20 protein-coding genes are annotated in these 25,544 nt (G+C 70.7%); 8 read left to right on the top strand and 12 right to left on the bottom strand.

Features of this window, described 5'->3' with window-relative positions; genetic code table 11:
* Positions 1 to 539: 539 nt before the first annotated feature.
* Positions 540 to 1,769 (top strand): cysteine--1-D-myo-inosityl 2-amino-2-deoxy-alpha-D-glucopyranoside ligase, encoded by a 1,230-nt coding sequence (mshC, locus tag ACZ69M_RS20025; protein ID WP_470051451.1) that lies wholly within the window; start codon positions 540 to 542, stop codon positions 1,767 to 1,769.
* Positions 1,770 to 1,845: 76 nt separating this feature from the next.
* Here the strand turns inward: mshC and ACZ69M_RS20020 are convergent, their stop codons facing one another.
* Both ACZ69M_RS20020 and ACZ69M_RS20015 read right to left on the bottom strand, forming a co-directional pair.
* Positions 1,846 to 2,433, bottom strand: a complete 588-nt coding sequence (locus ACZ69M_RS20020; RefSeq protein WP_470051449.1) for a hypothetical protein — start codon at positions 2,431 to 2,433, stop codon at positions 1,846 to 1,848.
* A 60-nt stretch (positions 2,434 to 2,493) separates the two neighbouring features.
* Positions 2,494 to 4,251: a S8 family peptidase gene (locus tag ACZ69M_RS20015; RefSeq protein ID WP_470051447.1), complete on the bottom strand. Its 1,758-nt coding sequence runs from the start codon at positions 4,249 to 4,251 to the stop codon at positions 2,494 to 2,496.
* A 285-nt stretch (positions 4,252 to 4,536) separates the two neighbouring features.
* On the opposite strand from ACZ69M_RS20015, the gene ACZ69M_RS20010 reads away from it, so the two are divergent.
* The gene (locus ACZ69M_RS20010) at positions 4,537 to 5,523 is read left to right on the top strand and encodes an SMP-30/gluconolactonase/LRE family protein (protein ID WP_470051445.1); all 987 of its coding nucleotides are present in this window, start codon (positions 4,537 to 4,539) and stop codon (positions 5,521 to 5,523) included.
* Between the two features lie 99 nt (positions 5,524 to 5,622).
* On the opposite strand, the gene ACZ69M_RS20005 is transcribed toward ACZ69M_RS20010, so the two are convergent.
* Positions 5,623 to 6,618, bottom strand: coding sequence for a PAC2 family protein (locus ACZ69M_RS20005; protein ID WP_352052366.1), 996 nt, complete (start codon positions 6,616 to 6,618; stop codon positions 5,623 to 5,625).
* Positions 6,619 to 6,789: 171 nt separating this feature from the next.
* Positions 6,790 to 7,461 carry a FadR/GntR family transcriptional regulator gene (locus tag ACZ69M_RS20000; RefSeq protein ID WP_470051443.1) on the bottom strand — a complete coding sequence of 224 codons (672 nt, stop codon included), beginning with the start codon at positions 7,459 to 7,461 and terminating at the stop codon, positions 6,790 to 6,792.
* A gap of 150 nt (positions 7,462 to 7,611) precedes the next feature.
* On the opposite strand from ACZ69M_RS20000, the gene mtnA reads away from it, so the two are divergent.
* Complete coding sequence (mtnA, locus tag ACZ69M_RS19995) at positions 7,612 to 8,643, top strand: S-methyl-5-thioribose-1-phosphate isomerase (protein ID WP_470051442.1); 1,032 nt, start codon at positions 7,612 to 7,614, stop codon at positions 8,641 to 8,643.
* 60 nt (positions 8,644 to 8,703) lie between these two features.
* On the opposite strand, the gene mtnB is transcribed toward mtnA, so the two are convergent.
* From mtnB to ACZ69M_RS19980, 3 genes are read right to left on the bottom strand one after another with little or no spacing between them, the layout of a single operon-like run.
* Positions 8,704 to 9,312: a methylthioribulose 1-phosphate dehydratase gene (mtnB, locus tag ACZ69M_RS19990; protein WP_470051440.1), complete on the bottom strand. Its 609-nt coding sequence runs from the start codon at positions 9,310 to 9,312 to the stop codon at positions 8,704 to 8,706.
* Complete coding sequence (gene mtnC, locus ACZ69M_RS19985; protein ID WP_470051438.1) at positions 9,309 to 10,028, bottom strand: acireductone synthase; 720 nt, start codon at positions 10,026 to 10,028, stop codon at positions 9,309 to 9,311. The genes mtnB and mtnC overlap by 4 nt, the downstream gene beginning before the upstream one ends.
* Positions 10,025 to 10,624: a 1,2-dihydroxy-3-keto-5-methylthiopentene dioxygenase gene (locus ACZ69M_RS19980; RefSeq protein ID WP_470051436.1), complete on the bottom strand. Its 600-nt coding sequence runs from the start codon at positions 10,622 to 10,624 to the stop codon at positions 10,025 to 10,027. The genes mtnC and ACZ69M_RS19980 overlap by 4 nt, the downstream gene beginning before the upstream one ends.
* 454 nt (positions 10,625 to 11,078) lie before the next feature.
* Here ACZ69M_RS19980 and ACZ69M_RS19975 point away from each other — a divergent pair, with 454 nt between their 5' ends.
* From ACZ69M_RS19975 to mtnK, 4 genes are read left to right on the top strand one after another with little or no spacing between them, the layout of a single operon-like run.
* Positions 11,079 to 12,185, top strand: a complete 1,107-nt coding sequence (locus tag ACZ69M_RS19975; protein WP_470051434.1) for a substrate-binding domain-containing protein — start codon at positions 11,079 to 11,081, stop codon at positions 12,183 to 12,185.
* Positions 12,172 to 13,704, top strand: a complete 1,533-nt coding sequence (locus ACZ69M_RS19970; RefSeq protein ID WP_470051432.1) for a sugar ABC transporter ATP-binding protein — start codon at positions 12,172 to 12,174, stop codon at positions 13,702 to 13,704. Before ACZ69M_RS19975 ends, ACZ69M_RS19970 begins: the two co-directional genes overlap by 14 nt.
* 25 nt (positions 13,705 to 13,729) lie before the next feature.
* Complete coding sequence (locus ACZ69M_RS19965) at positions 13,730 to 14,770, top strand: ABC transporter permease (protein WP_470051430.1); 1,041 nt, start codon at positions 13,730 to 13,732, stop codon at positions 14,768 to 14,770.
* 15 nt (positions 14,771 to 14,785) lie between these two features.
* Complete coding sequence (mtnK, locus tag ACZ69M_RS19960; protein ID WP_470051428.1) at positions 14,786 to 15,952, top strand: S-methyl-5-thioribose kinase; 1,167 nt, start codon at positions 14,786 to 14,788, stop codon at positions 15,950 to 15,952.
* Here mtnK and ACZ69M_RS19955 read toward each other — a convergent pair.
* The 5 genes from ACZ69M_RS19955 to ACZ69M_RS19935 form a co-directional block, all read right to left on the bottom strand.
* Positions 15,920 to 16,282 (bottom strand): hypothetical protein, encoded by a 363-nt coding sequence (locus ACZ69M_RS19955; RefSeq protein WP_470051427.1) that lies wholly within the window; start codon positions 16,280 to 16,282, stop codon positions 15,920 to 15,922. The genes mtnK and ACZ69M_RS19955 overlap by 33 nt on opposite strands.
* Positions 16,283 to 16,424: 142 nt before the next feature.
* Entirely contained in the window at positions 16,425 to 18,041 is a 1,617-nt protein-coding gene (locus tag ACZ69M_RS19950; protein ID WP_403694531.1) for a glycerol-3-phosphate dehydrogenase/oxidase, read from the bottom strand.
* 19 nt (positions 18,042 to 18,060) lie between these two features.
* Positions 18,061 to 19,599 (bottom strand): glycerol kinase GlpK, encoded by a 1,539-nt coding sequence (gene glpK / locus ACZ69M_RS19945; RefSeq protein ID WP_095855569.1) that lies wholly within the window; start codon positions 19,597 to 19,599, stop codon positions 18,061 to 18,063.
* A 132-nt stretch (positions 19,600 to 19,731) separates the two neighbouring features.
* Positions 19,732 to 20,523 carry an MIP/aquaporin family protein gene (locus ACZ69M_RS19940; RefSeq protein ID WP_352052356.1) on the bottom strand — a complete coding sequence of 264 codons (792 nt, stop codon included), beginning with the start codon at positions 20,521 to 20,523 and terminating at the stop codon, positions 19,732 to 19,734.
* A 338-nt stretch (positions 20,524 to 20,861) separates the two neighbouring features.
* A complete protein-coding gene (locus ACZ69M_RS19935) occupies positions 20,862 to 21,626 on the bottom strand; it encodes an IclR family transcriptional regulator (protein ID WP_067365314.1) in 765 nt (254 codons plus the stop codon).
* Positions 21,627 to 21,895: 269 nt separating this feature from the next.
* On the opposite strand from ACZ69M_RS19935, the gene metH reads away from it, so the two are divergent.
* Complete coding sequence (gene metH, locus ACZ69M_RS19930) at positions 21,896 to 25,441, top strand: methionine synthase (RefSeq protein ID WP_470051423.1); 3,546 nt, start codon at positions 21,896 to 21,898, stop codon at positions 25,439 to 25,441.
* Positions 25,442 to 25,544: the final 103 nt, after the last annotated feature.

The raw sequence follows: 25,544 nt of genomic DNA, 5'->3' as shown, positions 1-25,544 counted from the left end.
ATATCCGTGCGGCGCTACATCCGGACGGGGCCACGCCCGGGCCGGCAGCCGCCCGTGGCGGTGCCTTGTCCGGCGGTGCCTTGTCCAGGGGTGCCTTGTCCGGGGGTGCCTGGCCTGGCGGTGTCGTCATCCCGCCGGTTCGGAGGTCTGCGGGGCCGAGCCCCGCGGTGTTCGTGTCGCTGGGGTGCGGTGGATGTGCGGGACGCGGGCCGCCGGGTTTGGTGGTGGGCGCCCGCGGTCGGCTCTGGCTGACGGGTGGCGTCCGGTCCGTGGCGCGTGACTTGTGACACGCACCGCCTCGCGCGTAGCCGGTCCTGGCGGGGCGCGGCCCCGGCGGCTCGCGCTCGCGCCCACGGCGCATGTGAGGGGGCGGACAGCCGTCCTCGGCGGTGCGCGCCGTGGGTTGTGCCGCCGTACGGCGGCCTCACCCCCGTAGAACCGGATGACGCACACCGCCGGGCGTTGCGCAAGAGGGCCTTCCGCGCCATCAGGGCTGGTCCGGTTCGTATACGGAAGTTCCGTCCGGTTAGGCTCATGACATGCATGCCTGGCCCGCTTCTGAGGTCCCCGCCCTGCCTGGTGAGGGCCGCGACCTCCAGATCCACGACACCGCGACCGGCGGCCTCGTCACACTCGACCCCGGTCCCGTCGCCCGTATCTACGTCTGCGGCATCACGCCGTACGACGCGACCCACATGGGTCACGCGGCGACCTACAACGCGTTCGACCTCGTTCAGCGCGTGTGGCTCGACACCAAGCGGCAGGTTCACTACGTCCAGAACGTGACCGACGTCGACGACCCGCTCCTGGAGCGGGCGGAGCGCGACGGCGTCGACTGGGTAGGACTCGCCGAGAAGGAGACCGCCCTCTTCCGTGAGGACATGACCGCCCTGCGGATGCTGCCGCCGCGGCACTACATAGGCGCCGTCGAGGCGATACCCGGCATCGTGCCGCTCGTCGAGCGGCTGCGGGACGCGGGCGCGGCGTACGAACTCGAAGGGGACGTCTACTTCTCCGTCGAGTCCGACCCCAACTTCGGCAAGGTGTCCAACCTGGACGCCGCCGCCATGCGCCTGCTCTCCGCCGAGCGGGGCGGCGACCCGGACCGTCCGGGCAAGAAGAACCCGCTCGACCCGATGCTCTGGATGGCGGCGCGGGAGGGGGAGCCCAGCTGGGACGGCGGCTCGCTCGGCCGCGGCCGGCCCGGCTGGCACATCGAGTGCGTCGCGATCGCCCTCGACCACCTCGGGATGGGCTTCGACGTCCAGGGCGGCGGCTCCGACCTCGCCTTCCCGCACCACGAGATGGGCGCCTCGCACGCCCAGGTGCTCACCGGCGAGTTCCCGATGGCCAAGGCGTACGTGCACGCCGGCATGGTCGCCCTCGACGGCGAGAAGATGTCGAAGTCCAAGGGCAACCTCGTCTTCGTGTCGAAGCTCCGGCGCGACGGCGTCGACCCGGCCGCCATCCGCCTCGCCCTCCTCGCGCACCACTACCGCGCCGACTGGGAGTGGACGGACACCGTCCTCGCGGACGCGGTCGCCCGGCTGGAGAACTGGCGGGCGGCGGTGTCGCGTCCCGACGGGCCGTCCGCCGAGGCGCTGGTCGAGGAGATCCGCGAGGCCCTCGCGAACGACCTGGACGCACCGGCCGCGCTTGCCGCGGTCGACCGCTGGGCGGCGCTCCAGCACGAGACGGGCGGTACGGACGAGGGCGCCCCCGGCGTCGTCTCGCGTGCCGTGGACGCCCTCCTGGGCGTGGCCCTGTAGTTCCTCCCGTACGTGTGGGGCGCCGGGCGGTCGTACCGCCCGGCGCCCCTTTTTCGCTCAGCTCTCTCTCAGTGCGTCACTTGTTGACGATGACGGCCTGTACGGCGTTGCTGTTGGCGTCGTAGACGCCGATGACCTGCTGCCCGTAGGCGAAGGCCTGCTGGACCTCGTCGTGGGTGACCTGGTTGGGGTTCACCAGGGGGCGCCAGGCGTTGTCGATGAACAGGTAGAGGATCGACGGCTGGCCCGGGAGCGGGGTGACCACGTCCCAGAAGTGCTGGGCGATCCCGCTCGTCAGGACCTGCGCCTGCTGCTGTTGCTGCTGCCCGCCGAGCTGCTGGAGCAGCTGCTGGAACGGCTGCTGCTGCCCCATCTGCTGGAGCTGCTGCTGGAGGTGCTGCGGAATCTGCTGCTGCGGGATCTGCGGTTGCGGGTTCTGGTGCTGCGGGTTCTGGTACTGCGGGTTCTGGAGTTGCGGGATCTGGAGTTGCGGGTTCTGCAGCGGGCCGAACGGCTGCTGCATCTGCTGTCCGAACGCCATGGGCTGCTGCTGTCCGAACTGCTGGGGCGGCGCCGTGCTCGGTCCCTGCTGCCCCAGCTGGATGCCTTGCTGGATGCCCTGCTGGTGCCCTTGCTGCTGACTCATCTGCGGGGTGGTGCTCATACGGGTGCCACCTTCCGTGAATCATCGAATCGTTGACTTGCGGCTACGCCCTCGGACACGTCAGCCCGTGACCACCAGGCCGACGATCTCGTCGTCCGAGAACCAGACACGTACGTCGGGCCGTCCGCCCGCGAAGGCGGAGTGCACCGCCTGACGGATCTCGGGGGAGGGGTTGGCGAGGTTGCGCCAGTCACCGGCCACGAACAGCCGGAGCCTGGGCGGGAGTTCGCGCGGGTACGGCAGCAGCTCGTCCCAGTACCGTTCGGCCTGGCCCGAGCCGACCGCCTCCGGCAGCAGACGGGTGACCGCCGCTTTGATGTCCGGCCGGTTGCCGATCCGCTGGGAGGCGGGCCGGCCCGGCGCGTCCTGCTGCGGGGAGCCGGTGGCCCGCAGCACCGCGCGGGCACGCTCCGGGGACATCGGTTCCTGGACCGCCGCCTTGAGCATGCCCTGCAGCGCGACCAGGGCGCCGACCACCACCGGGGAGGCGGAGGAGGTCCCGGAGAACGTGTCCGTGTACCAGCCGATCTCCTCGGCACCGCCCTGAAGGTCCCCGGGCCGGTCCCAGAAGCCGCCGGTGGTCGTGACCTCGCGCCCCCAGCCCTGCGCGTCCACCCGCGCCCCGTAGTTGGAGAAGGCCAGGCGGGAGCGGTCCGGGCCGTGGTCGCGGCCGTGCGTGCCGGGCGGCGGTGCGCCCGCGCCGACCAGCACCGCGCCCGAGGACGGGTTGGCGGGGTTGAAGGGGTTGCGCCACCACGCGGGGAACTCGGCGGGGCGCCGCTCGTACACCGCGTCGTCGAGCGACTCGGCGCCGTTGCCCGCGGCCGCCACGACGAGCACCCCCTTGGCGGTCGCGTACCGGATGGCCGCGAAGTTGTCCGGCCACCACTCGATCGCGATGTAACCCTGCTGGTCGTCGCGCTCCTCGAAGTCGAACCGCGGCCCCGGGGCGTGCAGTTCGACCAGGATGATGTCACCGGGGCCCAGCCGGTCGGCCGCCGCGTGGATCGCGGCCGCCGTGCCCATGTCCTGGAAGGACGCGGCGGCGGTCACCGCGTCCGGCGCGATGCCGGTGATCCCGCGCTCGTCGCGGTCGCCGCCGATCACCCCGATGACGGCGGTGCCGTGGTTGCGCCAGGCGAGGTCCGTCAGCGGGGTGCCGACGACCACGCCCGCGAGCTTCGCGGTCAGGTCCTCGTGGCCCAGCTGCCACGCCCCCTCCACGTCGATCACCGTCACGCCCTGGCCCGTACCGCCCGGACGCTGCCAGGCCCAGTGGGCGTCGATGCCCTCGGGCGCCGGCCGCAGATAGCCCTGGCGGCTGGTGAAGTCCGGGGTGACCGGCGCCCCTTCCTTCGTCCGCCGGCCGTCGTCCGCGCTCGCCGAGCCGTTCGTGCTCCGCCCGACCGACCCCACCGAGGCGGGGACGGCGCCGGGCTTCACGTACGCCGTGTCGATCTCCGGCAGCGCGGCGATCCGTGCACGCAGCTCCTGGGCGCGGCTCTCGACGCCGCGCACCCGGTAGAAGAGCGCGAGGTCGCTTCCGCCCCCGCCGTCCGCCACCTCGGACTGCCGCAGTCGTTCCTCGCCGCCGAACAGCGGCTCCAGGGCGAGCTGTTCGTCACTGAGGAACATGTTGAGGGCCGACACGTCCGAGCCCGCCGCCGAGCGGACGCCCTCGGCCCCGGCGCGCAGCCGGGCCTCGGGGCGTGCGACGACGATCAGCTCCTGCTCGGCTCCCCGGTAGGTGAACCCCGCTCCGTCGGGTCCCGGCCCGGCCGTTCCCGGGCCCTGCGTCGGCTGTACATGGTCGGTCATCGCGTACCGCTCCTCTCGGTTCGGTTCTGCGGGTGTTGCCATGTCCCGTCCCCGGGCCGCGTCTTCGGGGCACAACCTGGCACGCCCACGGCGACTCGTCCACCCCGGCGTCGCCAACTCGGTTTGAAAACAAGTTGAATGGGGAAACCTGTGCAATCCGTCCTGAAACAGATGTCACGCAGCAAACCGGCCAAAGGCTGCGGCGCCGGGGGTCATGTGGTGGGGTGGCAGGGACAGTTGATCGCTGGACCGGTCAACTCCCGGTCCTGCCCGGAAGGACGCACCGTGACATCCACGCACCGTTCGTTCCCAGACCGTCTCAGCCGCCGAAGACTGCTCACCGCCGGTGCCGCGGCCGTCGGCGCCGCGCTCGCCGGGTCCTCGGCCGGCCCGGCCTGGGCAGCGGGGAAGCCGTCTGAACAGTCGTTACCCACCGTCATACCTCTGCCGAACGGCATCCGCCCGGAAGGCATCACCATCGGGGGCGGCCCCTACGCCTACCTCGGATCCATCGCCGACGGTTCGGTCTACCGCGCCGATCTGCGCACCGGACAGGGCCGGACCATCGCTCCGGGGCCGGGTACGGCGGCGGCCGGGCTCAAACTCGACGGCAGGGGGCGGCTGTTCATCGCCACGGTCGGCACGGGCGCCCGCGTGGTGGACGTCCGTACCGGCGCCGAACTCGCGTCGTACGTCCTCGCCACGGAGCCCGAGACTTTCGCCAACGACGTGGTCCTGACCCCCCGCGCGGTCTGGTTCACGGACTCTTACCAGCCCACGCTCTACGCGCTGCCGCTGGGCCCCGGCGGCGCCCTGCCGGACGCGGCCGACGTGGTACGGCTCCCCCTGAGCGGCGACTGGAGCCAGGTGCCCGGCGCCACGATCAACGCCAACGGGATCACACGGACCCCGGACGGTGCCGCCCTGCTCGTCGTGCAGACCGGGGCCGGCGGCCTGCACCGGGTCGATCCGAGGACCGGAGTCACCCGGCTCGTCGACCTCGGCGACGCGGCGCCCCTCGTCAACGGCGACGGGCTGCTGCTCACCGGCCGGACGCTGTACGTGGTGCAGAACATGCAGAACGCGATCGACGTCTTCCGGCTCTCGCCCGACGGGCGCAGCGGCGTCTTCCAGCGCCGCCTCACCGACCCTGACCTCGACGTGCCGACCACTGTGGCCGCGTACGGGGACCGCCTGTACCTGCCCAACGCCCGGTTCACGACCACGCCGACGCCGGACACCCCGTACGACGTGATCGCCGTCGCGCGCTGACGCGAGGAGAGCGCGGGGCGCTCAACGCGGAGGGGCGGTGCGCCAGGTGCGCACCGCCCCTTCTGTCGGCCCGGCTTCCGCCCGGCCCGATCCGTCCGCTCAGTCCTCCGGGGAGTCCTCGTCCTCGGTGCCGGTCTCCGGCCGCGGGGACTTCGGAGGCTTCGGACGACCGCCGGGGTTGTCCCGCAGATAAGAGGAGCTGTCGCTGCCGTCGGCCGTGGCGTGTCCGCCGGGGGCCGGGCCCGCCGGACCGCCGCCGTCCCGCCGCCGCAGATAGCGCTCGAACTCGCGTGCGATCGCCTCGCCCGACGCCTCCGGCAGCTCCGCGGTGTCCCGGGCCTCCTCCAGCGTCTGCACGTACTCGGCGACCTCGCTGTCCTCGGCGGCCAGCTGGTCCACGCCCAGCTGCCAGGCACGCGCGTCCTCGGGCAGCTCGCCCAGCGGGATCCGCAGGTCGATCAGGTCCTCCAGGCGGTTGAGGAGGGCCAGCGTCGCCTTCGGGTTCGGCGGCTGCGACACATAGTGCGGTACGGCCGCCCACAGTGACACCGCCGGTACGCCCGCGTGCGTGCACGCCTCCTGGAGGATGCCGACGATGCCCGTGGGGCCCTCGTACTTGGTCTCCTCCAGGTCCATCGTGCGGGCCAGATCCGGGTCGGAGGTGACCCCGCTCACCGGCACCGGACGTGTGTGCGGGGTGTCACCGAGCAGCGCGCCCAGGATCACCACCAGCTCCACACCCAGCTCGTGCGCGAAGCCGAGCAGCTCGTTGCAGAACGAGCGCCACCGCATCGACGGCTCGATCCCCCGGACCAGCACCAGGTCGCGCGGCTTGTCGCCGCCGACCCGGACCACCGACAGGCGCGTGGTCGGCCAGGTGATCTTGCGGACCCCGCCGTCCAGCCACACCGTGGGACGGTTCACCTGGAAGTCGTAGTAGTCCTCGGCGTCCAGCGCCGCGAACACCTCGCCCTTCCACTCCTTGTCGAGATGCGCGACCGCGGTGGAGGCGGCGTCGCCGGCGTCGTTCCAGCCCTCGAACGCGGCCACCATGACCGGGTCGATCAGCTCGGGAACCCCCTCGAGCTCGATCACCCAGCGCCTCCTTCCGACGTGCCCCTTACGTACGCCTCAACCTTACGGCGTGCCGAGGGGGCCTCCGCAGCCCCCTTGCACGGGGGAGTGAACGGATCACTGCCCCACTGAAGGGCCGGAAACACGCGTGATCGCCACCATGAACCACCCCCCGAGTCATCCGAGCTGTTTCTACAGGGTGCTGCGCAGCCACTGCTCCACGCTCGCGATGTGCACCGTCGCCCACGAGCGGGCCGCCTCCGCGTCGCCGTCCCGCAGGGCGGACAGGATCGCCCGGTGCTCGTGCAGGGTGCGGCTGACCGCGTCCTCCTGGGTGAGACCGCGCCAGATCCGGGCCCGGGTGGTGGGCCCCGAGAGGCCGTCCAGCAACGAGCACAGGACCGAGTTCCCGGAGCTCTGCACGATGCCCCGGTGGAACTCCAGGTCGCAGGCGACGAGTTCCTCCACCGAGGGGGCGCCGCCCAGCGCGTCCAGCTGGGAGGTCAGGACGTGCAGTTGCTGCTCGCTGATCCTCGAGGCGGCCATCGCCGTCGCGGCGGGCTCCAGGATCCGGCGCACGGCGAGGAACTCGAGCACCGTGTCGTCCCGGTGGAAGTCGACGACGAAGCTCAGCGCCTCCAGGAGGAGCTGGGGGTCCAGGCTGGTGACGTACGTGCCGTCGCCCTGCCGTACGTCCAGGATGCGGATCAGCGAGAGCGCGCGCACCGCCTCCCGCAGGGAGTTGCGGGACAGGCCGAGGTCGGCGGCGAGCTCGCTCTCCTTGGGAAGCCGGTCGCCGGGGCGCAGCGTGCCGGAGACGATCATGCCCTTGATCTTCTCGATCGCCTCATCGGTGACTGCCATGGCCGACCTCCCTGTCACTCCGGATGGCGCTGAGTCATCCGATGTCTTGGGCCATTATGTGGGGTCACCAGGCCGAACGGACAGAAACGTCGGCGTTTCTCGCGCTCATGTACGGTGTCGCGGACGTTCGGAACATCAGGAGTGCTCGCCATGCCCCAGGAACTGCGCGCCGTCGACTGGACCGGAAGCAGCCTCGCGCTCATCGACCAGACGGTCCTGCCGCATCGCACCGAGATCCGCGAGATCCGTGACGTGGACGCGCTGGTGGACGCCATCCAGCGGCTCGTCGTGCGCGGCGCGCCGGCGATCGGGGCGGCGGGGGCGTACGGGGTGGCGCTCGCGCTGTTGCAGGGCGAGGGCGAGGGCTGGTCCGCCGAGGAGACGCGGGCGGCCGTGGCCCGCGTCCGTGCGGCGCGCCCGACCGCGGTGAACCTCATGGTGTGCGTCGACCGGGTGATGGCCCGCTTCGACGAGGGGCTGGACGCGGTGCTCGCGGAGGCCGCGGCCGTCCAGCGCGAGGACGTCGAGGCGAACCGGGCGATGGGGGCGTACGGCGCGGACTGGCTGCTCAAGAAGGTCGGGGTGGACCGGCCGCTGCGGGTGCTCACGCACTGCAACACCGGTGCGCTCGCCACCGCCGGCTGGGGCACGGCGCTCGGCGTCATCCGTGAACTGCACGCGCGCGGCCTGGTCGAGGTCGTGTACGCCGACGAGACGCGTCCCCTCCTCCAGGGCTCCCGCCTCACCGCCTGGGAACTCGTCCAGGAGGGCATACCGCACTACGTCCAGGCGGACGGTGCCGCCGCGGGAACGATTCTGAGGGGCGAGGTCGACGCGGCGATCGTCGGCGCGGACCGCATCGCCGCCAACGGCGACACGGCCAACAAGGTGGGCACGGTCGGGGTCGCCCTCGCCTGCGCGGACGCCGGAATCCCCTTCCTGGTGGCCGCTCCCACCACGACGGTCGACCTGACCACGGCCAGGGGCGCCGACATCCACATCGAACTCCGTGGCGAGGACGAGGTACTGGAGTGGTCGGGCATGCGAACGGCGCCGGCGGAGTCCCGAGGCCACAACCCGGCCTTCGACGTCACCCCGGGCCGCCTGGTGACGGGCCTGGTGACCGAACGCGGGGTGCTGGAGATATCGGCGGGCGAACTCCCCGCCCACCATCTGCGCTAGCCGCCTGGGGTGGACTCACACGGTGCTTTCCTCCCGGGTGAGTCCACCCGCCGCGGTGACTCAGCGGCCCGTCAGTTCCAACTCCAGCAGCCACTCCACCACTTCGGTGTGATGGCGGGCCCGGCGTGGGTCCGCACCCCACACGTACAGCCCGTGGCCTGCCACGACGACCGCCGGCATGCGGGGGTCGCGGGCCGCTTCCAGGCGCTCGCCCAGGACCTTCATGTCCTGGCTGTTGGCGATGACGGGGAGGGTGACCTCGACGTCGTGGGCGGGCAGGCCGACGCCCTTGAGCATCTCCAGGTCCCGGAACACGATGCCCCCGGGCTCCCGGCGCCCCATGGCCACGGACGCGACCGTGTGGACGTGGACGACGGCCCCCGCACCCGTGAGCGCGGCCACGCGCGCGTGCAGCTCGGCCTCCGCCGACGGCTTCCCGCCCGCGACCGCCGCACCCGAACCGTCCACCAGCACCACGTCGTCGGGCGTGAGTTCGCCCTTGTCGTGCCCGCTCGCGGTGACGGCGAGCCGCAGCGGGTCCCGGCTCAGGACGACGGACAGGTTGCCGGACGTGCCGCGCATCCAGCCGAAGGAGGCGAAGCGGGCCGACTCGGCGGCCAGGACCGCGCCCGCCTCCTTGAGGTCGAGGGCCGGCGTCTCGGCGGTCATGTGGTGCTCCTCGCGATGGTGATCTCGTCGAACGTCCCCGCCTGCGGGTGATCGCCGACGCCCTGCTCGTAGTACGGCTCCCCGGGGCGGCGCACCCCCACGGTCCGCCATCCGGCCGCCCGCGCCGCGTCCAGCTCGCCCGGCCGGTCGGAGAGGAAGAGCAGCCGGTCGGGCGCGGTGCCCAGTGTCGCCGCGATCGTCTCGTAGGACGCCGGTTCCTGCTTGGGCCCCGCGTTCTCCGTGTCGTACAACCCGTCGACGAGCGGCAGCAGATCGCCCTCGGGGCTGGAGCGGAACCACGCCCGCTGCGCCGCCACGGACCCCGACGAGTACACGTGCAGCCGTACGCCCGCCGCGTGCCAGGCGCGCAGCGCCGGGACGACGTCCTCGTAGAAGTGCGAGACGAGGTCGCCGCGCGCGAAGCCCTCGGACCAGATGATGCCCTGGAGGGTCTTGAGCGGGGTGGCCTTGCGATCCTCGTCGAGCCAGCCGTTCAAGGCCTGCTCGACGCGGTCGGCGTCCGCGTCGGGCTCCGCGATCAGCTCCCGCACCTGCGCGGTCGCCCGCGCCACCGCCGGATCACCGCTCCGCTCCGAGAGCAGTGCTCCGAATCGAGAGCGGGAGTACGGGTACAGCACGTCCACGACGAATCCCGTGGCGCTCGTGGTGCCCTCGATGTCGAGCACCACGGCGTCCACGTCGAACCGGAGCGTCACGCCGTGGCCCGGTCGTGCTGGTACCCCGCGTCGATCGTGTCGAAGTCCGGGAAGCGGTCCGCGATCCGGTCACCGGTGAAGTTCCCGACCCAGCCGTCCTCCTCGTGGAAGAACCGGATCGCGGTGAACGAGGGCGACGTCCCCATGTCGAACCAGTGCGTCGTACCGCGCGGCACGCCCAGCAGGTCGCCCTTCTCGCACAGCACGGCGTGCACCTCGCCGCCGACGTGGAGGTAGAAGATCCCGGAGCCCGAGACGAAGAAGCGCACCTCGTCATCGTCGTCGTGCGTGTGCTCCTGGAGGAACTTCGCTCGCGCGGCCTTCGCCTTGGCGGGGTACTCGGGGTCGTCGCTCGGGTGCAGCCCGAGGACGTCGACCGTCGTGAAGCCCTCCTCCGCGTTCAGCTTCTCGATCTCGGCACCGTACGCGGCGAACACCGTGTCGCTGTCCGCGTCCGCAGGCACGTCCGCGCGGACCGGCCACTGCTCGTAGCGCACACCGATCGGCGCGAGCGCGGCGGCGATCTCGGCCGGGTCGGAGGTCCGGCGCACCAGCGTCTCGGGTCCGGACTCGGGCCACGTCGTCAGCAGGGTCATGGGAGAAACTCCAAGGGGTGGATGGGATGTCCGGATACCGAGACTGTCATCGATGCCCGGCCCGGAGAAAGCCTCACTGTCCAACGTCGTCCGGCGATCGTAACTCCCGCCCGTTGATCGGCCGAGTGCGAGAAAGCGGTTGTTCCACATACTGAGAAACGACGTCCAATACTTTGACGGCCGGCTGGAATCGTTCACATGATCTGCCTATGAAGACGCTGCTGCTCGTGCGGCGGCTGTACGTGGACTTGCTCCGGTCGACCACAGCCCGCTGTCGCTGACCTTCCCCCCGGAGCGCTCAACCACGCCCCGCCTTCGGTGCGTTCCCCGTGAACCCGAGGCACCCGCCCGTGTACGAGACGTATGCCGTCCTGGCATGTCTCCTCCCCGGCGCTCCGGACCGGCACTCCCTCTTCGCCCCGCTCATTTCTGCATTCCCAGCCCTGGAGCCTCCATGTCCCGTGCCGCCCGCACCCGCGTCCCCCTCGCCGCGCTGTCGCTCGCTTCCGTCTCCGCGCTCTTCCTCGCGGGCTGCTCCCAGTCCTCCAACGCCTCGCAGAACACCGGCGACCGGGCCGCCTCGGCCGCCGCCGCGACGGGCAAGAAGCCCGCGCCGTTCAGCAAGGGCGACGTGAAGGTGGCCCTGGTCCGGCAGAGCGGCGCCGGCGACTACTTCGAGCAGTGGGGCAACGGTGCCAAGGCGCAGGCCAAGGCCCTCGGCATCGACCTGACCGTGTACGACGCCCAGGCGGACAACGCCAAGCAGGCCACCGACCTGTCCTCGGCCATCAACTCCGGCGCGCAGGCCATCGTCGTCGACCACGGCTTCCCGGCCACGATCCAGCCCGAGATCGACCAGGCGGTGAAGAAGGGCGTCAAGGTCGTCGTCTACGACGTCGAGACCACCAACAAGAGCGTGGTGAGCACCAAGCAGGACGACGCGAGCCTGGCGCAGGCCGTGCTCGACGTCATGGCGAAGGCCCTCGGCAAGAACGCCAAGGTCGGTTACGTCAACGTCGCCGGGTACGCCGCCCTCGACAAGCGCGACAGCGTCTGGAAGAAGACCGCCGACGCCCATGGCTGGAAGCAGGCGTTCAAGGTCGGCAAGGTCACCGACTCCACCGCCACCGACAACGTTCCCCTGGTGTCCGCAGCGCTCACCCAGAACTCCGACGTGACCGGCGTCTTCGCCCCCTACGACGAACTCGCCAAGGGAACCGTCCTCGCCGTCCAGAACAAGAAGCTCCAGGGCAAGGTGAAGGTCTTCGGCGCGGACGTCTCCAACGCCGACATCCAGAACATGACCGCCGAGGACAGCCCGTGGGTCGCCACGGCGGGCACCGACCCGTCCGCGGTCGGCGCCGCTGTGGTCCGTACGGCCGCCCTGGAACTGGCCGGTCAGCTGAACACCACCTCGGTCGAGTTCCCGGCCGTCGCCATCACCCAGGACTTCCTGAAGCAGAACAAGATCGAGAACATGGACCAGCTGCGCACGGCGCTGCCCGCGCTGAACCTCTCCAAGGTCAGCACCGCGGACTGGATTGCCAATGTCGCCCACTGACGCTCCGGCCAAGAGCGCGGCGGTCGCCCTCCGCGACGTCAGCATGGCCTTCGGGGGCAAGACGGTGCTCGCCTCCGTCACCCTCGACATCGCGCCGGGCAGCGTCGTCGCGCTGCTCGGCGCGAACGGCGCGGGCAAGTCCACCCTCATCAAGATCCTCTCCGGCGTGCACACGGAGCACGGCGGCCAGGTGAGCGTGAACGGGGTGCCGGCCGCGCTCCACTCCCCGCTCGCCGCACGCCAGTTGGGCATCCAGACGGTGCACCAGCGCATCGGCGAGGGCATCGTTCCCGGCCTCTCGGTCGCCGAGAACCTGGTCTTCGAGGAGCTGGCCCAGACGCGCGGCAACCCGTTCCTGAGCGGACGCCGGACGCTGGCCCGGGCCCGTGAGCTCCAGTCGGCCCTGGACCTCGGCTGGAGCGACGCCGTACTGAGGCGGGACGTCACCGAACTCGGCATCTCCGACCGCCAGTTGCTCATCCTGGCCCGGGCCCTGGCGACCCGGCCCCGCCTCCTCGTCCTCGACGAGCCGACCTCCGCACTCTCCGCCGCCGAGGCGGAGCGCCTGTTCGCGCTCGTCGAGCGGATGCGGTCGGAGGGCATCGCGGTGCTCTACGTCTCCCACCGCCTCGGCGAGATCGACGCGCTCGCCGACCGCCTGGTCGTCCTGCGGGACGGCCGTCTCACCGAGGACCAGGTCAAGCCCTTCGACTGGGACAGCGCCCTGCGCGCCATGCTCGCCCAGGCCCAGGAGACGACCACCGCCCGGCCGCGGCACACCGGCGAACACGGCGAGGTCGTCCTCTCCCTGCGCGGCGTTCCGTTCCTGGCCGGCCACCCGCCCCAGGACCTCGACCTGCGCACCGGCGAAGTCACCGGCGTCGTAGGGCTGCTGGGCGCGGGCAAGACCGAACTGGCCCGCGGCCTCTTCGGCGCCGAACCCTTCACCGGGGGAGCCGTCGAGCTGGACGGGAAGCCCTACGCGCCGCGCCGCCCGGCCGACGCCATCCGCGGCGGCATCCACCTGGTCCCGGAGGACCGGCACACGGACGCGCTGGTCCCCGGCTGGTCGGTGGCCCAGAACATCTCCCTGCCGTTCCTCAGGTCGCTCTCCACGGTGGGACTCGTGAGCCGCTCCAAGGAGGACGCGCTCGGCCGCGCCACCATCGAGCAGCTCGGTGTCATCGCCCGGGACGAACACAGCACCGTCGAGGAGCTGTCGGGCGGCAACCAGCAGAAGGTCGTCGTCGGCCGCTGGCTTGCCGAGAACCCCCGCGTCCTCATCCTGGACGAGCCGTTCCGAGGAGTGGACATCGGCGCACGCCGCGACATCGGCCGCCGCGCCCGCGCGCTGGCCGCCGAAGGGGCGGCCGTCCTCGTGCTGTCCGCCGACGTCGACGAGATCCTCGAGATCGCCGACCGGGTCGTCGTGCTGGCCGCGGGCGAGATGCGTCTCGACGCGTACGGGGAAGACGCGGAGCGCGACCGCGTGATCCAGACCATCTCGGCGTCCGTCTGATGCCCGGCACACCAGGAAGTACGCCATGACCACCACGCAGAGCACCTCCGCGGCGACGGCGGCCCCGTCCGCACCCGCCGTCGCCCACCGGATCCAGAACGCCGTCATCAAGTACGGCTTCATCTTCGTCACCGTCACGCTCTTCGCGTACTTCGCGATCAGCGAGCCGTCCTTCCGCGACTCGGCGACGCTCCTCGACACCCTCCGGTACGTCTCCGTCGCCGCCATCCTCGGCCTCGGCGTCACGCTCACCATGGCCGTCGGCGGAATGGACATGTCGGTCGGCGCCGTCGCCGGCCTCGGCGTCACGGTCGCCGCGAAGACGATGGTCACCTACAACCAGGTCGGCACGGTCGCGATCCTCGCGGTCGTCGCGGCGGGCGCCCTGGCCGGGTTGCTGAACGCCCTGCTGATCGTCGTCCTCAAGATCCCCGACATGCTCGCCACGCTCGGCACCATGTTCGTGATCCAGGGCACCAAACTCATCCTGGTCGACGGCCAGTCCATCACCCCCGGCATGACCCGGTCCGACGGGACCACCGCGCCCGGCAGGTTCACCGAGGGCTTCCTGCGCATCGACCGCGGCACCTTCCTCGGCGTACCCGTCTCGGTGCTGATCTTCGGCGCCCTGACCGTCGTCGCCTGGGTGTTCCTGGCCCGCACCCGCTGGGGGCGCGTGCTGTACGCGATCGGCGCCAACCCCGAGGCCTCGCGGCTGGCCGGCATCCGCGTCGGCGCGTACCGGGCGCTCGCCTACGTCCTCTCCGGCGTCCTCGCCTCCATCGGCGGCCTGATCCTGGCCTCCCGCATCGGCCAGGGCGATGTCTCCGCCGGTACCTCCCAGCTGCTCGAAGCCGTCGCCGTCGCCCTCGTCGGCACCTCCGTCCTCGGCCGGGGCCGCCCCAACGTCTGGGGCACGGCCCTCGGCGCCGTCCTGATCGGGATCATCACCACGGGTCTGACCATCGAGGGACTGCCGTACTACACACAGGACGTCGTCGAGGGCGCGGTCCTCATCCTCGCCCTGGTCTTCAGCTTCACCCTGTCCAAGCGCCGCACCGCATAAGGGAGTTACGAGTCGATGGGCTACCGCATCCTGGAGAGCGAGGACGTCGCCGGCTATCTGCGCGAGCGCGGCCACTGGGGCACCGGCGAGCCGGAGGTCCGCGAGGTCTCCGACGGCAACATGAACCGCGTCTTCCTCGTCACCGCCACCGCCACCGACGGCACCCGGGGCCTCGCCGTCAAGCAGGCCCTGCCCTGGGTGCGGGTCGCGGGCCCCTCCTGGCCGATGAGCCCCGAACGCGCCGACGCCGAGGCCCGCGCCTACGAGCAGGTCGCCAAGGTCGCCCCGGACAAGATCCCGGCGATCCACGGCTACGACTCCGACAACTACGCCCTCGTGATGGAGGACATGTCCGACCTGGAGGTGCTGCGTACGATCCTCAACGAGGGCGGCACCTACGGCCCGGACACCTCTCGCCGTATCGGCGAGTTCGTCGCCCAGCTCTCCTTCGCCACCAGCGACTTCGGTATGCCCTCCGCCGAGCGCAAGGCACTGATCGCGGCCTCGGTCAGCCCCGAGCTGTGCAAGATCACCGAGGACGTCGTGCTCAGCGAGCCGTACCTCGAGCACGAGCACAACCACTGGCACCCCGGCCTCGACGACCTCGCCGCCGCCTTCCGCTCCGACCCGCGGCTGCGCACCGAGGTCGCCGAACTGCGCCACCTCTTCATGACCGGCGCGCAGGCCCTGCTCCACGGCGATCTGCACACCGGCAGCATCATGGTCGGCGCGCGCGGGGGCGCCCCGGTGGTGCGGGTCTTCGACCCCGAGTTCTCCTTCGTCGGCCCGATCGGCTTCGACCTCGGCCTATACTGGGCGAACACGCTCGTCTCCGCGGCCCGCGCGGACGCGCTCGGCGTCGAGGGCGACCACGGTGACCAACTCCGGCTGTCCTGGGACGCGTTCAGGACGGAGTTCCGCCGCCTGTGGCCGACCCGTGTCGACACCTTCTTCGACGATGCCTTCCTCGACCGCTTCCTGGACCGCGTCTGGACGGAGTCCCTGGGCTTCGCCGGTGCGGAGATCGTCCGCCGCGTCATCGGCTTCGCCCACCTCACCGACCTCACCACCCTGCCCGACCCGGTACCCGCCTCCCGGCGCGCGCTCCTCCTCGGACGCGAACTGATCGTGCGTCGCACGGAGCTGACGTCACCCGAGGACGTCGAGGCACTCCTGCGCTGACGGGCCGTCGGCCGACCGTTCGACCCCGACGAGCCGTCGTTGCGGCCGCCGGTGGCGGAACTCGTAGTACGCGCCCGACCGCCGCAGCACACCCCGCCGGCGGCCTCGTCGAGGAAGGAGCCTGCGCAGTCGCGCCTCGGCCGCCCACTGCTCCCGCACCGCCTCGGCGAGCGCGTCGGCGGCCCGGCGGCGTACCTCGACGGCCGGCCGCGGCGCGTCCGCGTTGTCGCGCAGCACGTCCCCGAGGAAGGCGGCCACCGGCACGACGGCGGCGATCACGGCGACGAGCACACCCGCGGTGTTCTCGTCGCGCACCACGGCCGCGAACACGGTACGGAGGCAGGGGGCGCGAGGCATTCGGGGGGCTGACGGGTGCTCGGTCATGGCGGCGCATGCAGAAGGGCGGCTCCCCCCGTGGGAGCCGCCCCTCAAGCCGACCGGATCCTCCGCTCAGGATCCGGTCACTTCCTGGTCACTTCTTGTCGAGCAGGTCCTGCACCTTGCCGCGGACCTCGTCCGTGGCAAGCCCGCGGATCGTCAGCGTCGTACGGCGGCGCAGCACGTCGTCCGTCGTCTCGGCCCACTCGTGGTCGCGGGCCCACACGACCTGCGCCCAGATCTCCGGGGCGTCCGGGTGGACGCGCTCGCCGAGCTCCGGGTTCTCGTTCGCCAGGCGCGCGATGTCGAAGGCCAGCGAACCGTAGTGCGTCGCCAGGTGCTTGGCGGTGTCGGCACCCATACGGGGGCCGGGCGCCGGGCCGTCGACGAGCAGCCGGTGGGCGACCGCGCGCGGGTTGGCGACACCGGGCAGCGGCAGCTTCTTGGGCAGCTCGGAGATCGGCTCGAAGTCCTCGCCCAGCGGGCGGCCCGGCAGCGACTCCAGCTTCTTCATGACCGTACGGCCGATGTGCCGGAAGGTGGTCCACTTGCCGCCCGCGACGGACAGCATCCCGCCACGGCCCTCCGTGACGACCGTCTCGCGCTTGGCCTTCGAGGTGTCGCCGGGGCCGCCGGGCAGCACCCGCAGACCGGCGAAGGAGTACGTGATCAGATCGCGGGAGAGCTGCTGGTCGCGTATGGAGAACGCGGCCTCGTCCAGGATCTGGGCTATGTCCTTCTCGTTGACCGCGACGTCCGCCGGGTCGCCCTCGTACTCCTCGTCGGTCGTACCGAGCAGCAGCATGTCCTCCCAGGGGAGGGCGAAGGTGATGCGGTACTTGTCGATCGGGGTGGCGAGCGCGGCCTTCCAGGGGGAGGTGCGCTTGAGCACCAGGTGCGCGCCCTTGGACAGGCGGATGGACGGCGCCGCGTTCGGGTCCTCCATCCTGCGCAGGTGGTCGACCCAGGGACCGGTGGCGTTGAGGACGAGGTGTGCGTTGACGCCGAACTCCGCGCCGTTCGTACCGTCCTTGAGGTCCGCGCCGGTGACCCGGCCCTTGGTGAAGCGCAGGCCGGTCACCTCCGCGTGGTTGAGCACGACCGCGCCCGCCTCGACGGCCGCGCGGACCGTCATCAGCGCCATGCGCGCGTCGTTCATCTGGTCGTCGCCGTACACGGCCACGGCCTTGAGGTTCTCGGTGCGCAGCTCCGGCACGTCCTGCTGCGCCTTGGCCGGCGAGAGCAGGTGGCCGACGCCGTCCCCGAACGCCGACAGCGCGGAGTAGGCGAAGACGCCCGCCCCGAGCTTCGCCGCGCCGTGCGGCCCGCCCTTGTACACGGGGAGGTAGAACGTGAGCGGGTTCGCCAGGTGGGGGGCCACCTGACGGGAGACCGCACGGCGCTCGAAGTGGTTCTCCGCCACCAGCTTCACCGCGCCGGTCTGCAGGTAGCGCAGACCACCGTGGAGCAGCTTGGAGGAGGCGGAGGAGGTGGCGCCGGCGAAGTCGCCGGCGTCGACCAGAGCCACCCGCAGACCGGACTGCGCGGCGTGCCAGGCGGTGGAGATGCCCAGGATGCCGCCGCCGATCACGAGAAGGTCGTACGTCGCCTTGGAGAGCTGCTCCCGGGTCTCGGCGCGGCTCGGGTTGGAGCCGGAGGCCGGGTGCGTACCGAGGGCAGGCACGGTCTGCAGGGTGGACTGACTGGTCATTGCGGGTTCTTACTCCTCGTCAGTTCTCGTCTTCGATCCAGCCCATGGTCCGCTCCACGGCCTTGAGCCAGCTCTTGTACTCACGGTCGCGGATCTCCGCGTCCATGTTGGGGGTCCATTCCGCGGCCCGGCGCCAGTTGGCGCGCAGGTCCTCGGTGTTGGTCCAGAAGCCGACGGCGAGACCGGCGGCGTAGGCGGCGCCGAGGCAGGTGGTCTCGGCGACCATCGGGCGCACCACGGGGGCGTCCAGGACGTCGGCCAGGGTCTGCATCAGCAGGTTGTTGGAGGTCATGCCGCCGTCGACCTTGAGGGCAGTGAGCTCGACGCCGGAGTCCTTCGTCATGGCGTCGGTGATCTCACGGGTCTGCCAGGCGGTGGCCTCCAGGACGGCGCGCGCGATGTGCGCCTTGGTGACGTACCGGGTCAGACCGGCGATCACACCGCGGGCGTCGGAGCGCCAGTACGGGGCGAACAGACCGGAGAAGGCCGGTACGAAGTAGGCGCCGCCGTTGTCCTCGACCGACGACGCGAGCGTCTCGATCTCGGCGGCGGACTTGATCAGGCCCATCTGGTCGCGCATCCACTGCACCAGCGAACCGGTGACGGCGATGGAGCCCTCGAGGGCGTAGACCGGGGCCTGGTCCCCGATGCGGTAGCCGACCGTGGTCAGCAGGCCCGAGTACGAGTTGATGATCTTGTCCCCGGTGTTCATCAGCATGAACGTGCCGGTGCCGTACGTGGACTTGGCCTCGCCCTCGGAGAAGCAGGTCTGGCCGAACAGGGCCGCCTGCTGGTCGCCGAGCGCGGAGGCGACCGGGATGCCGCCGAGCAGCTCGCCGAGCCGGCCGCCGGTCACCTCGCCGTACACCTCGGCGGAGGAGCGGATCTCCGGCAGCATGGCCAGCGGGACGCCGATGGACTCGGCGATCTTGTCGTCCCACGCCAGGGTGTGCAGGTTCATCAGCATGGTGCGGGAGGCGTTGGTGACGTCGGTGACGTGGTGACCGCCGTTCGCACCGCCCGTCAGGTTCCAGATGACCCAGGTGTCCATGGTGCCGAAGAGGATGTCCCCGGCCTCGGCGCGCTCGCGCAGGCCCTCGACGTTGTCGAGCAGCCAGCGGGCCTTGGGACCGGCGAAGTAGGACGCGAGCGGCAGGCCGGTCTCGCGGCGGAAGCGGTCCTGGCCCACGTTGCGGCCGAGCTCCTTGCAGAGCGCGTCGGTGCGGGTGTCCTGCCAGACGATGGCGTTGTGGACGGGCTCACCGGTGTTCTTGTCCCACAGCACGGTGGTCTCGCGCTGGTTGGTGATGCCGATGGCCTTGATGTCGTCGCGGGTGATGCCCGCCTTCTCGATGGCCCCGGCCACCACTTCCTGGACGTTGGTCCAGATCTCGGCGGCGTTGTGCTCGACCCAGCCCGGCTTCGGGAAGATCTGCTCGTGCTCCTTCTGGTCGACGGAGACGATGCGTCCGTCGCGGTCGAAGACGATGCAGCGGCTGGACGTGGTGCCCTGGTCGATCGCGGCGATGAAGGGGCCGGCGGTGTGTGCGTCGGTCACGGTGTGCTCCTGAAGGTTCCGTATGAAAGGGGCTGGCTCACGGATTACTGCTCACGGCCTGACGGCGTATTGCTTACGGCTCGGAAAACCTTGCGGTTCAAGGAGGGCCCGAGGCCCGAAGGCCTCGGATCTTTAAGCAAAGGCGACGTTGTAAAGGCCTGCAGCGATCGCACCGCCGATCAGCGGACCGACGACCGGAACCCAGGCGTAGCTCCAGTCGGAGCCGCCCTTGTTCGGCAGGGGGAGCAGTGCGTGCACGATGCGCGGGCCGAGGTCACGGGCCGGGTTGATCGCGTAGCCGGTGGGTCCACCGAGGGAGAGGCCGATGGAGACAACCACCAGCGCGGTGATCAGGGCGCCCAGGGGGCCGAGGCCGTTGCCCTTGTCGTTGAGACCTTGCGTGAGCACCGCGAGCACCAGCACGACGGTGGCGATGATCTCCGTGGCGAGGTTCTGCACCGCGTTGCGGATCTCGGGACCGGTGGAGAAGATACCGAGTACGGGACCCGCGCCCTTCTCCTCCGCCTCGACGGCCTTGGAACCAGCGGCCTGCGCGTCCGCCCCCACGATGTCGGGGTCGGTCAGGTGCGCGTGGAACTGTCCGTAGTACACGACCCAGACCAGCGTGGCGCCGATCATCGCGCCGAGCAGCTGGCCGCCCCAGTACACCGGCAGGTTGTTCCAGCCGCCGTCCTTGATGGTCAGCGCCAGCGTCACGGCCGGGTTCAGGTGTGCGCCGGACAGCGGCGCGGAGGTGTAGACCGCCGTGAGGACCGCGAAGCCCCACCCGAAGGCGATGGCGAGCCAGCCGGCGTTTCTGGCCTTGGAGGCCTTCAGCGTGACGGCGGCACAGACGCCACCGCCGAGCAGGATGAGTATGGCGGTACCTATGGTCTCGCCGATGAAGATGTCGGAGCTGGACACCCGCGACTCCTTTGTCCTTCGTCCAGGGGAAGGCGAACCCCGGGTCCCTCCGGCGGTTCGCGCCCTCGGGGGTGAGGGCGATGCCGGCCCATGGCGTTGTCACACTCTAACGCGTATTGCCGGTAGGTGTTCGACAATGCCGACCGATGGACGGGAGTCTTGCCCTGGGGTTACCAGCTCGTCAAGAGTTCCGTTATCGAAAACACGATCGTTATTGATCGCCGCGAGTTATCGATCTTGAGGAGCTCGGTCAGCTCACGCGCGCACGCCGAAGGGGCCGGTACGTCGGACACGTACCGGCCTGTTGTCGTACGGGGGTCAGATCGTCCTTCGGGAGGTCAGAACCGCCCGGCTCCCAGGTCCCGGGAGACCGCGCGGGCACAGTCCCGCACCGCCGCGATCAGCTCGGGGCGCAGCTCGCCGTCCCGGCAGATCCGCTCCACGGCTCCCGTGATGCCCACCGCGCCCACCGGCATGCGCCGCCGGTTGTGGATGGGTGCCGCGACCGAGGCGACGCCCGTCCATGTCTCCTCGACGTCGTCGGCGTACCCGCGCGCGCGGGTCAGGTCGAGGACTCCCTCGAACTGCTCCGGTTCGACCGTCGTGCGGGCCGTGAACGTCTTCCGCTCGGCCTCCAGGACCTCGCTGTGCGCCACCGGGTCGTAGGCCGACAGCACCTTGCCCAGGGCCGTGGAGTGCAGCGGCTGCATGGCCCCGACCTCCAGCACCTGACGGCTGTCGTCGGGCCGGAACACGTGGTGCACGATCAGTACGCCATGTTGGTGCAGCACACCGAGGTAGACGCTCTCGCCGCTGGAGCGGGCCAGGTCGTCGGTCCACACCAGCGCCCGCGCGCGCAGCTCGTGCACGTCGAGATAGGTGGTGCCGAGCCGCAGCAGCTCGGCGCCCAGCTGGTAGCGCCCCGAGACGCTGTCCTGTTCGACGAAGCCCTCCTGCTGGAGGGTGCGCAGTATGCCGTGGGCCGTGCCCTTGGCCAGGCCCAGCGAGGAGGCGATGTCGGACAGGCCGAGCTGCCGCTCGCCGCCCGCGAGGAGCCGCAGCATCGCCGCCGCCCGTTCGAGCGACTGGATGTTCCGTGCCATCGCCGTGCTGCCTCCGTCCCCTTCGACCGACCGCGTGCTCCTCCGCTACCGCCGTTCGGCAATGTCGAACACTACCGTTCGTTGCCGAGCTCCCGCTAATGGGTCGTCGCAACATGTTCGGTCTGTCTTAACACCCCGGACGCTCCCGCCGCGCCCGTCCGCCCCGTGGACGGCCCTGACCCCGCGACGGTGCTCGGGCTACCCTGACGGCGTGCGCCTTCCATGGGAAGCGCAAAGCCGACAGCCGTCGCACTTCAGGGAGCACCTTCATGGCTTCGTTGCCGAACCCGTCCCTTTCGTCCGAGCTTGCCGAGAACCGGACCCGCATCGCCGCCCTCCGGGAGGCGCTCGCCGAGCGTGTCGTGGTGGCCGACGGCGCGATGGGCACGATGTTGCAGGCGCAGGATCCGACGCTGGAGGACTTCGAGAACCTCGAGGGCTGCAACGAGATTCTGAACATCACCCGCCCCGACATCGTCCGTTCCGTCCACGAGGCCTACTTCGAGGTGGGCGTGGACTGCGTGGAGACGAACACCTTCGGCGCCAACCACTCGGCGCTCGGTGAGTACGACATTCCCGAGCGTGTGTACGAGCTGTCCGAGGCCGGTGCGCGCATCGCCCGCGAGGTGGCGGACGAGTTCACGGCGGCCACCGGACAGCGGCGCTGGGTGCTCGGCTCCATGGGCCCCGGCACCAAGCTGCCGACTCTGGGCCACGCCCCGTACACCACCCTCCGCGACGCCTACCAGCAGAACGCCGAGGGCATGATCGCCGGTGGTGCCGACGCGCTGATCGTGGAGACCACTCAGGACCTGCTTCAGACGAAGGCCGCGGTCCTCGGCGCCCGCCGCGCGATGGACGCCACCGGCCTGGTCCTGCCGCTCGTCGTCTCGGTGACTGTCGAGACCACGGGCACCATGCTGCTCGGCACCGAGATCGGAGCGGCACTGACCGCGCTGGAACCGCTCGGCATCGACATGATCGGCCTCAACTGCGCCACCGGCCCCGCCGAGATGAGCGAGCACCTGCGCTATCTGGCCCGTCACTCCCGTGTCCCGTTGTCCTGCATGCCCAACGCCGGTCTTCCGGTGCTCGGCAGGGACGGCGCGCATTACCCGCTGACAGCGCCTGAGCTGGCCAGTGCCCAGGAGACCTTCGTACGCGAATACGGCCTCTCCTTGATCGGCGGCTGCTGCGGTACGACCCCGGAGCACCTGCGCCAGGTCGTCGAGCGCGTCCGCGGTCTGTCCCCGACCGCCCGTGACCCGCGCCCCGAACCCGGTGCCGCCTCCCTCTACCAGACCGTCCCGTTCCGCCAGGACACCGCGTACATGGCGATCGGCGAGCGCACCAACGCCAACGGGTCGAAGAAGTTCCGCGAGGCCATGCTGGAGGCCCGCTGGGACGACTGTGTGGAGATGGCCCGCGACCAGATCCGCGAGGGCGCCCACATGCTCGACCTGTGCGTCGACTACGTCGGCCGGGACGGCGTCGCGGACATGCGAGAGCTCGCCGGACGCTTCGCCACCGCCTCCACGCTGCCCATCGTGCTGGACTCCACCGAGGTCGACGTCCTGCGCGCAGGCCTCGAGAAGCTCGGCGGCCGGGCCGTCATCAACTCCGTCAACTACGAGGACGGCGACGGCCCCGAGTCCCGCTTCGCCAAGGTCACCCGGCTGGCGCAGGAGCACGGCGCGGCGCTGATCGCGCTGACCATCGACGAGGAGGGCCAGGCCCGTACCGTCGAGACCAAGGTCGCCATCGCCGAACGGCTCATCGAGGACCTGACGACGAACTGGGGCATCCACGAGTCGGACATCCTCATCGACGCCCTGACCTTCACCATCTGCACCGGCCAGGAGGAGTCCCGCAAGGACGGCATCGCCACCATCGAGGCGATCCGCGAGCTCAAGCGCCGCCGCCCCGATGTGCAGACCACGCTGGGCCTGTCGAACATCTCCTTCGGTCTCAACCCGGCGGCCCGCATCCTGCTCAACTCGGTGTTCCTCGACGAGTGCGTCAAGGCGGGCCTGGACTCGGCGATCGTGCACGCGTCGAAGATCCTCCCCATCGCGCGCTTCGACGAGGAGCAGGTCACCACCGCCCTCGACCTGATCTACGACCGGCGCGTCGCCCAGCAGGGCGACGAGCCGGCCTACGACCCCCTCCAGAAGCTGATGGCACTGTTCGAGGGCGCCACCACCAAGTCGCTGAAGGCGGGCAAGGCCGAGGAACTGGCCGCGCTGCCCCTGGACGAGCGACTCAAGCGGCGCATCATCGACGGCGAGAAGAACGGCCTCGAGGCCGACCTCGCCGAGGCCCTCCAGACCCGCCCCGCCCTTGACATCGTCAACGAGACGCTGCTCGACGGCATGAAGGTGGTCGGCGAGCTGTTCGGTTCCGGCCAGATGCAGCTGCCGTTCGTGCTCCAGTCCGCCGAGGTCATGAAGTCCGCGGTCGCCTACCTCGAACCGCACATGGAGAAGTCGGACGCCGAGGGCAAGGGCACCATCGTGCTGGCGACCGTGCGCGGCGACGTGCACGACATCGGCAAGAACCTGGTCGACATCATCCTGTCGAACAACGGCTACAACGTCGTCAACCTCGGCATCAAGCAGCCGGTCTCCGCGATCCTGGACGCGGCCGAGGAACACCGGGCCGACGTCATCGGCATGTCGGGCCTGCTGGTCAAGTCCACGGTGATCATGAAGGAGAACCTGGAGGAGCTCAACCAGCGCGGTCTGTCCGCCGATTACCCGGTCATCCTCGGCGGCGCCGCCCTGACGCGGGCGTACGTCGAGCAGGACCTGTACGAGATCTACGAGGGCGAAGTCCGCTACGCCCGGGACGCGTTCGAGGGCCTGCGCCTGATGGACGCGCTCATCGGGGTCAAGCGGGGCGTGCCGGGGGCCGTACTGCCGGAGCTCAAGCAGCGCCGGGTGCGGGCCACCGCCCCGACGGTCGTCGAGGAGCGCCCGGAGGAGGGCCACGTCCGCTCGGACGTCGCGGTCGACAACCCGGTGCCCACCCCGCCCTTCTGGGGCACCCGTGTCATCAAGGGCATCCAGCTCAAGGAGTACGCCTCCTGGCTGGACGAGGGCGCGCTGTTCAAGGGCCAGTGGGGCCTGAAGCAGGCCCGTGCGGGCGACGGACCGACGTACGAGGAACTCGTCGAGACCGAGGGCCGGCCCCGGCTGCGCGGACTGCTGGACAAGCTCCAGACCGACAACCTGCTCGAAGCGGCCGTCGTCTACGGCTACTTCCCCTGTGTGTCCAAGGACGACGACCTGATCATCCTGGACGAACAGGGCAACGAGCGCACCCGCTTCACCTTCCCGCGCCAGCGCCGCGGACGGCGGCTGTGCCTGGCCGACTTCTTCCGGCCCGAGGAGTCCGGCGAGCGGGACGTCGTCGGCCTCCAGGTCGTCACGGTCGGCTCCCGCATCGGTGAGGAGACGGCCAAGCTCTTCGAGGCGAACTCCTACCGCGACTACCTCGAACTGCACGGCCTGTCCGTGCAGCTGGCCGAGGCCCTCGCCGAGTACTGGCACGCCCGCGTCCGCTCCGAGCTCGGCTTCGCCGGTGAGGACCCCTTGGCCATCGAGGACATGTTCGACCTCAAGTACCGCGGTGCCCGTTTCTCCCTCGGCTACGGCGCCTGCCCCGACCTGGAGGACCGCGCCAAGATCGCCCGGCTCCTGGAGCCCGAGCGCATCGGCGTTCACCTCTCGGAGGAGTTCCAGCTGCACCCCGAGCAGTCCACGGACGCGATCGTGATCCATCACCCGGAGGCGAAGTACTTCAACGCGAGGTGACCCGGCGCGAGGCGCGTCAGCGGGCCCCCTCATAACCAACAGGCGCTTCACCTGACGCCGTCGTACACTGGACGGTCCACAGCAGGCCGGTTCCCCCTGAGGG

The sequence above is a fragment of the Streptomyces sp. NPDC107454 genome (genome assembly GCF_055582885.1).
This window is presented reverse-complemented; position numbering and strand designations above follow the sequence as displayed.

Bases quoted from the DNA above. Each gene is read 5' to 3' on its own strand.
- ACZ69M_RS19970 (WP_470051432.1), top strand. From the start codon at position 12,172: ATGTCGCCCACTGACGCTCCGGCCAAGAGCGCGGCGGTCGCCCTCCGC.
- mtnB (WP_470051440.1), bottom strand. From the start codon at position 9,312: ATGACCGCCGAGACGCCGGCCCTCGACCTCAAGGAGGCGGGCGCGGTC.
- ACZ69M_RS19935 (WP_067365314.1), bottom strand. From the start codon at position 21,626: ATGGCACGGAACATCCAGTCGCTCGAACGGGCGGCGGCGATGCTGCGG.
- mtnK (WP_470051428.1), top strand. From the start codon at position 14,786: ATGGGCTACCGCATCCTGGAGAGCGAGGACGTCGCCGGCTATCTGCGC.
- ACZ69M_RS19965 (WP_470051430.1), top strand. From the start codon at position 13,730: ATGACCACCACGCAGAGCACCTCCGCGGCGACGGCGGCCCCGTCCGCA.
- ACZ69M_RS20020 (WP_470051449.1), bottom strand. From the start codon at position 2,433: ATGAGCACCACCCCGCAGATGAGTCAGCAGCAAGGGCACCAGCAGGGC.
- metH (WP_470051423.1), top strand. From the start codon at position 21,896: ATGGCTTCGTTGCCGAACCCGTCCCTTTCGTCCGAGCTTGCCGAGAAC.
- ACZ69M_RS19980 (WP_470051436.1), bottom strand. From the start codon at position 10,624: ATGACCCTGCTGACGACGTGGCCCGAGTCCGGACCCGAGACGCTGGTG.
- mtnA (WP_470051442.1), top strand. From the start codon at position 7,612: ATGCCCCAGGAACTGCGCGCCGTCGACTGGACCGGAAGCAGCCTCGCG.
- ACZ69M_RS20000 (WP_470051443.1), bottom strand. From the start codon at position 7,461: ATGGCAGTCACCGATGAGGCGATCGAGAAGATCAAGGGCATGATCGTC.
- ACZ69M_RS19975 (WP_470051434.1), top strand. From the start codon at position 11,079: ATGTCCCGTGCCGCCCGCACCCGCGTCCCCCTCGCCGCGCTGTCGCTC.
- ACZ69M_RS19950 (WP_403694531.1), bottom strand. From the start codon at position 18,041: ATGACCAGTCAGTCCACCCTGCAGACCGTGCCTGCCCTCGGTACGCAC.
- mshC (WP_470051451.1), top strand. From the start codon at position 540: ATGCATGCCTGGCCCGCTTCTGAGGTCCCCGCCCTGCCTGGTGAGGGC.
- ACZ69M_RS20015 (WP_470051447.1), bottom strand. From the start codon at position 4,251: ATGACCGACCATGTACAGCCGACGCAGGGCCCGGGAACGGCCGGGCCG.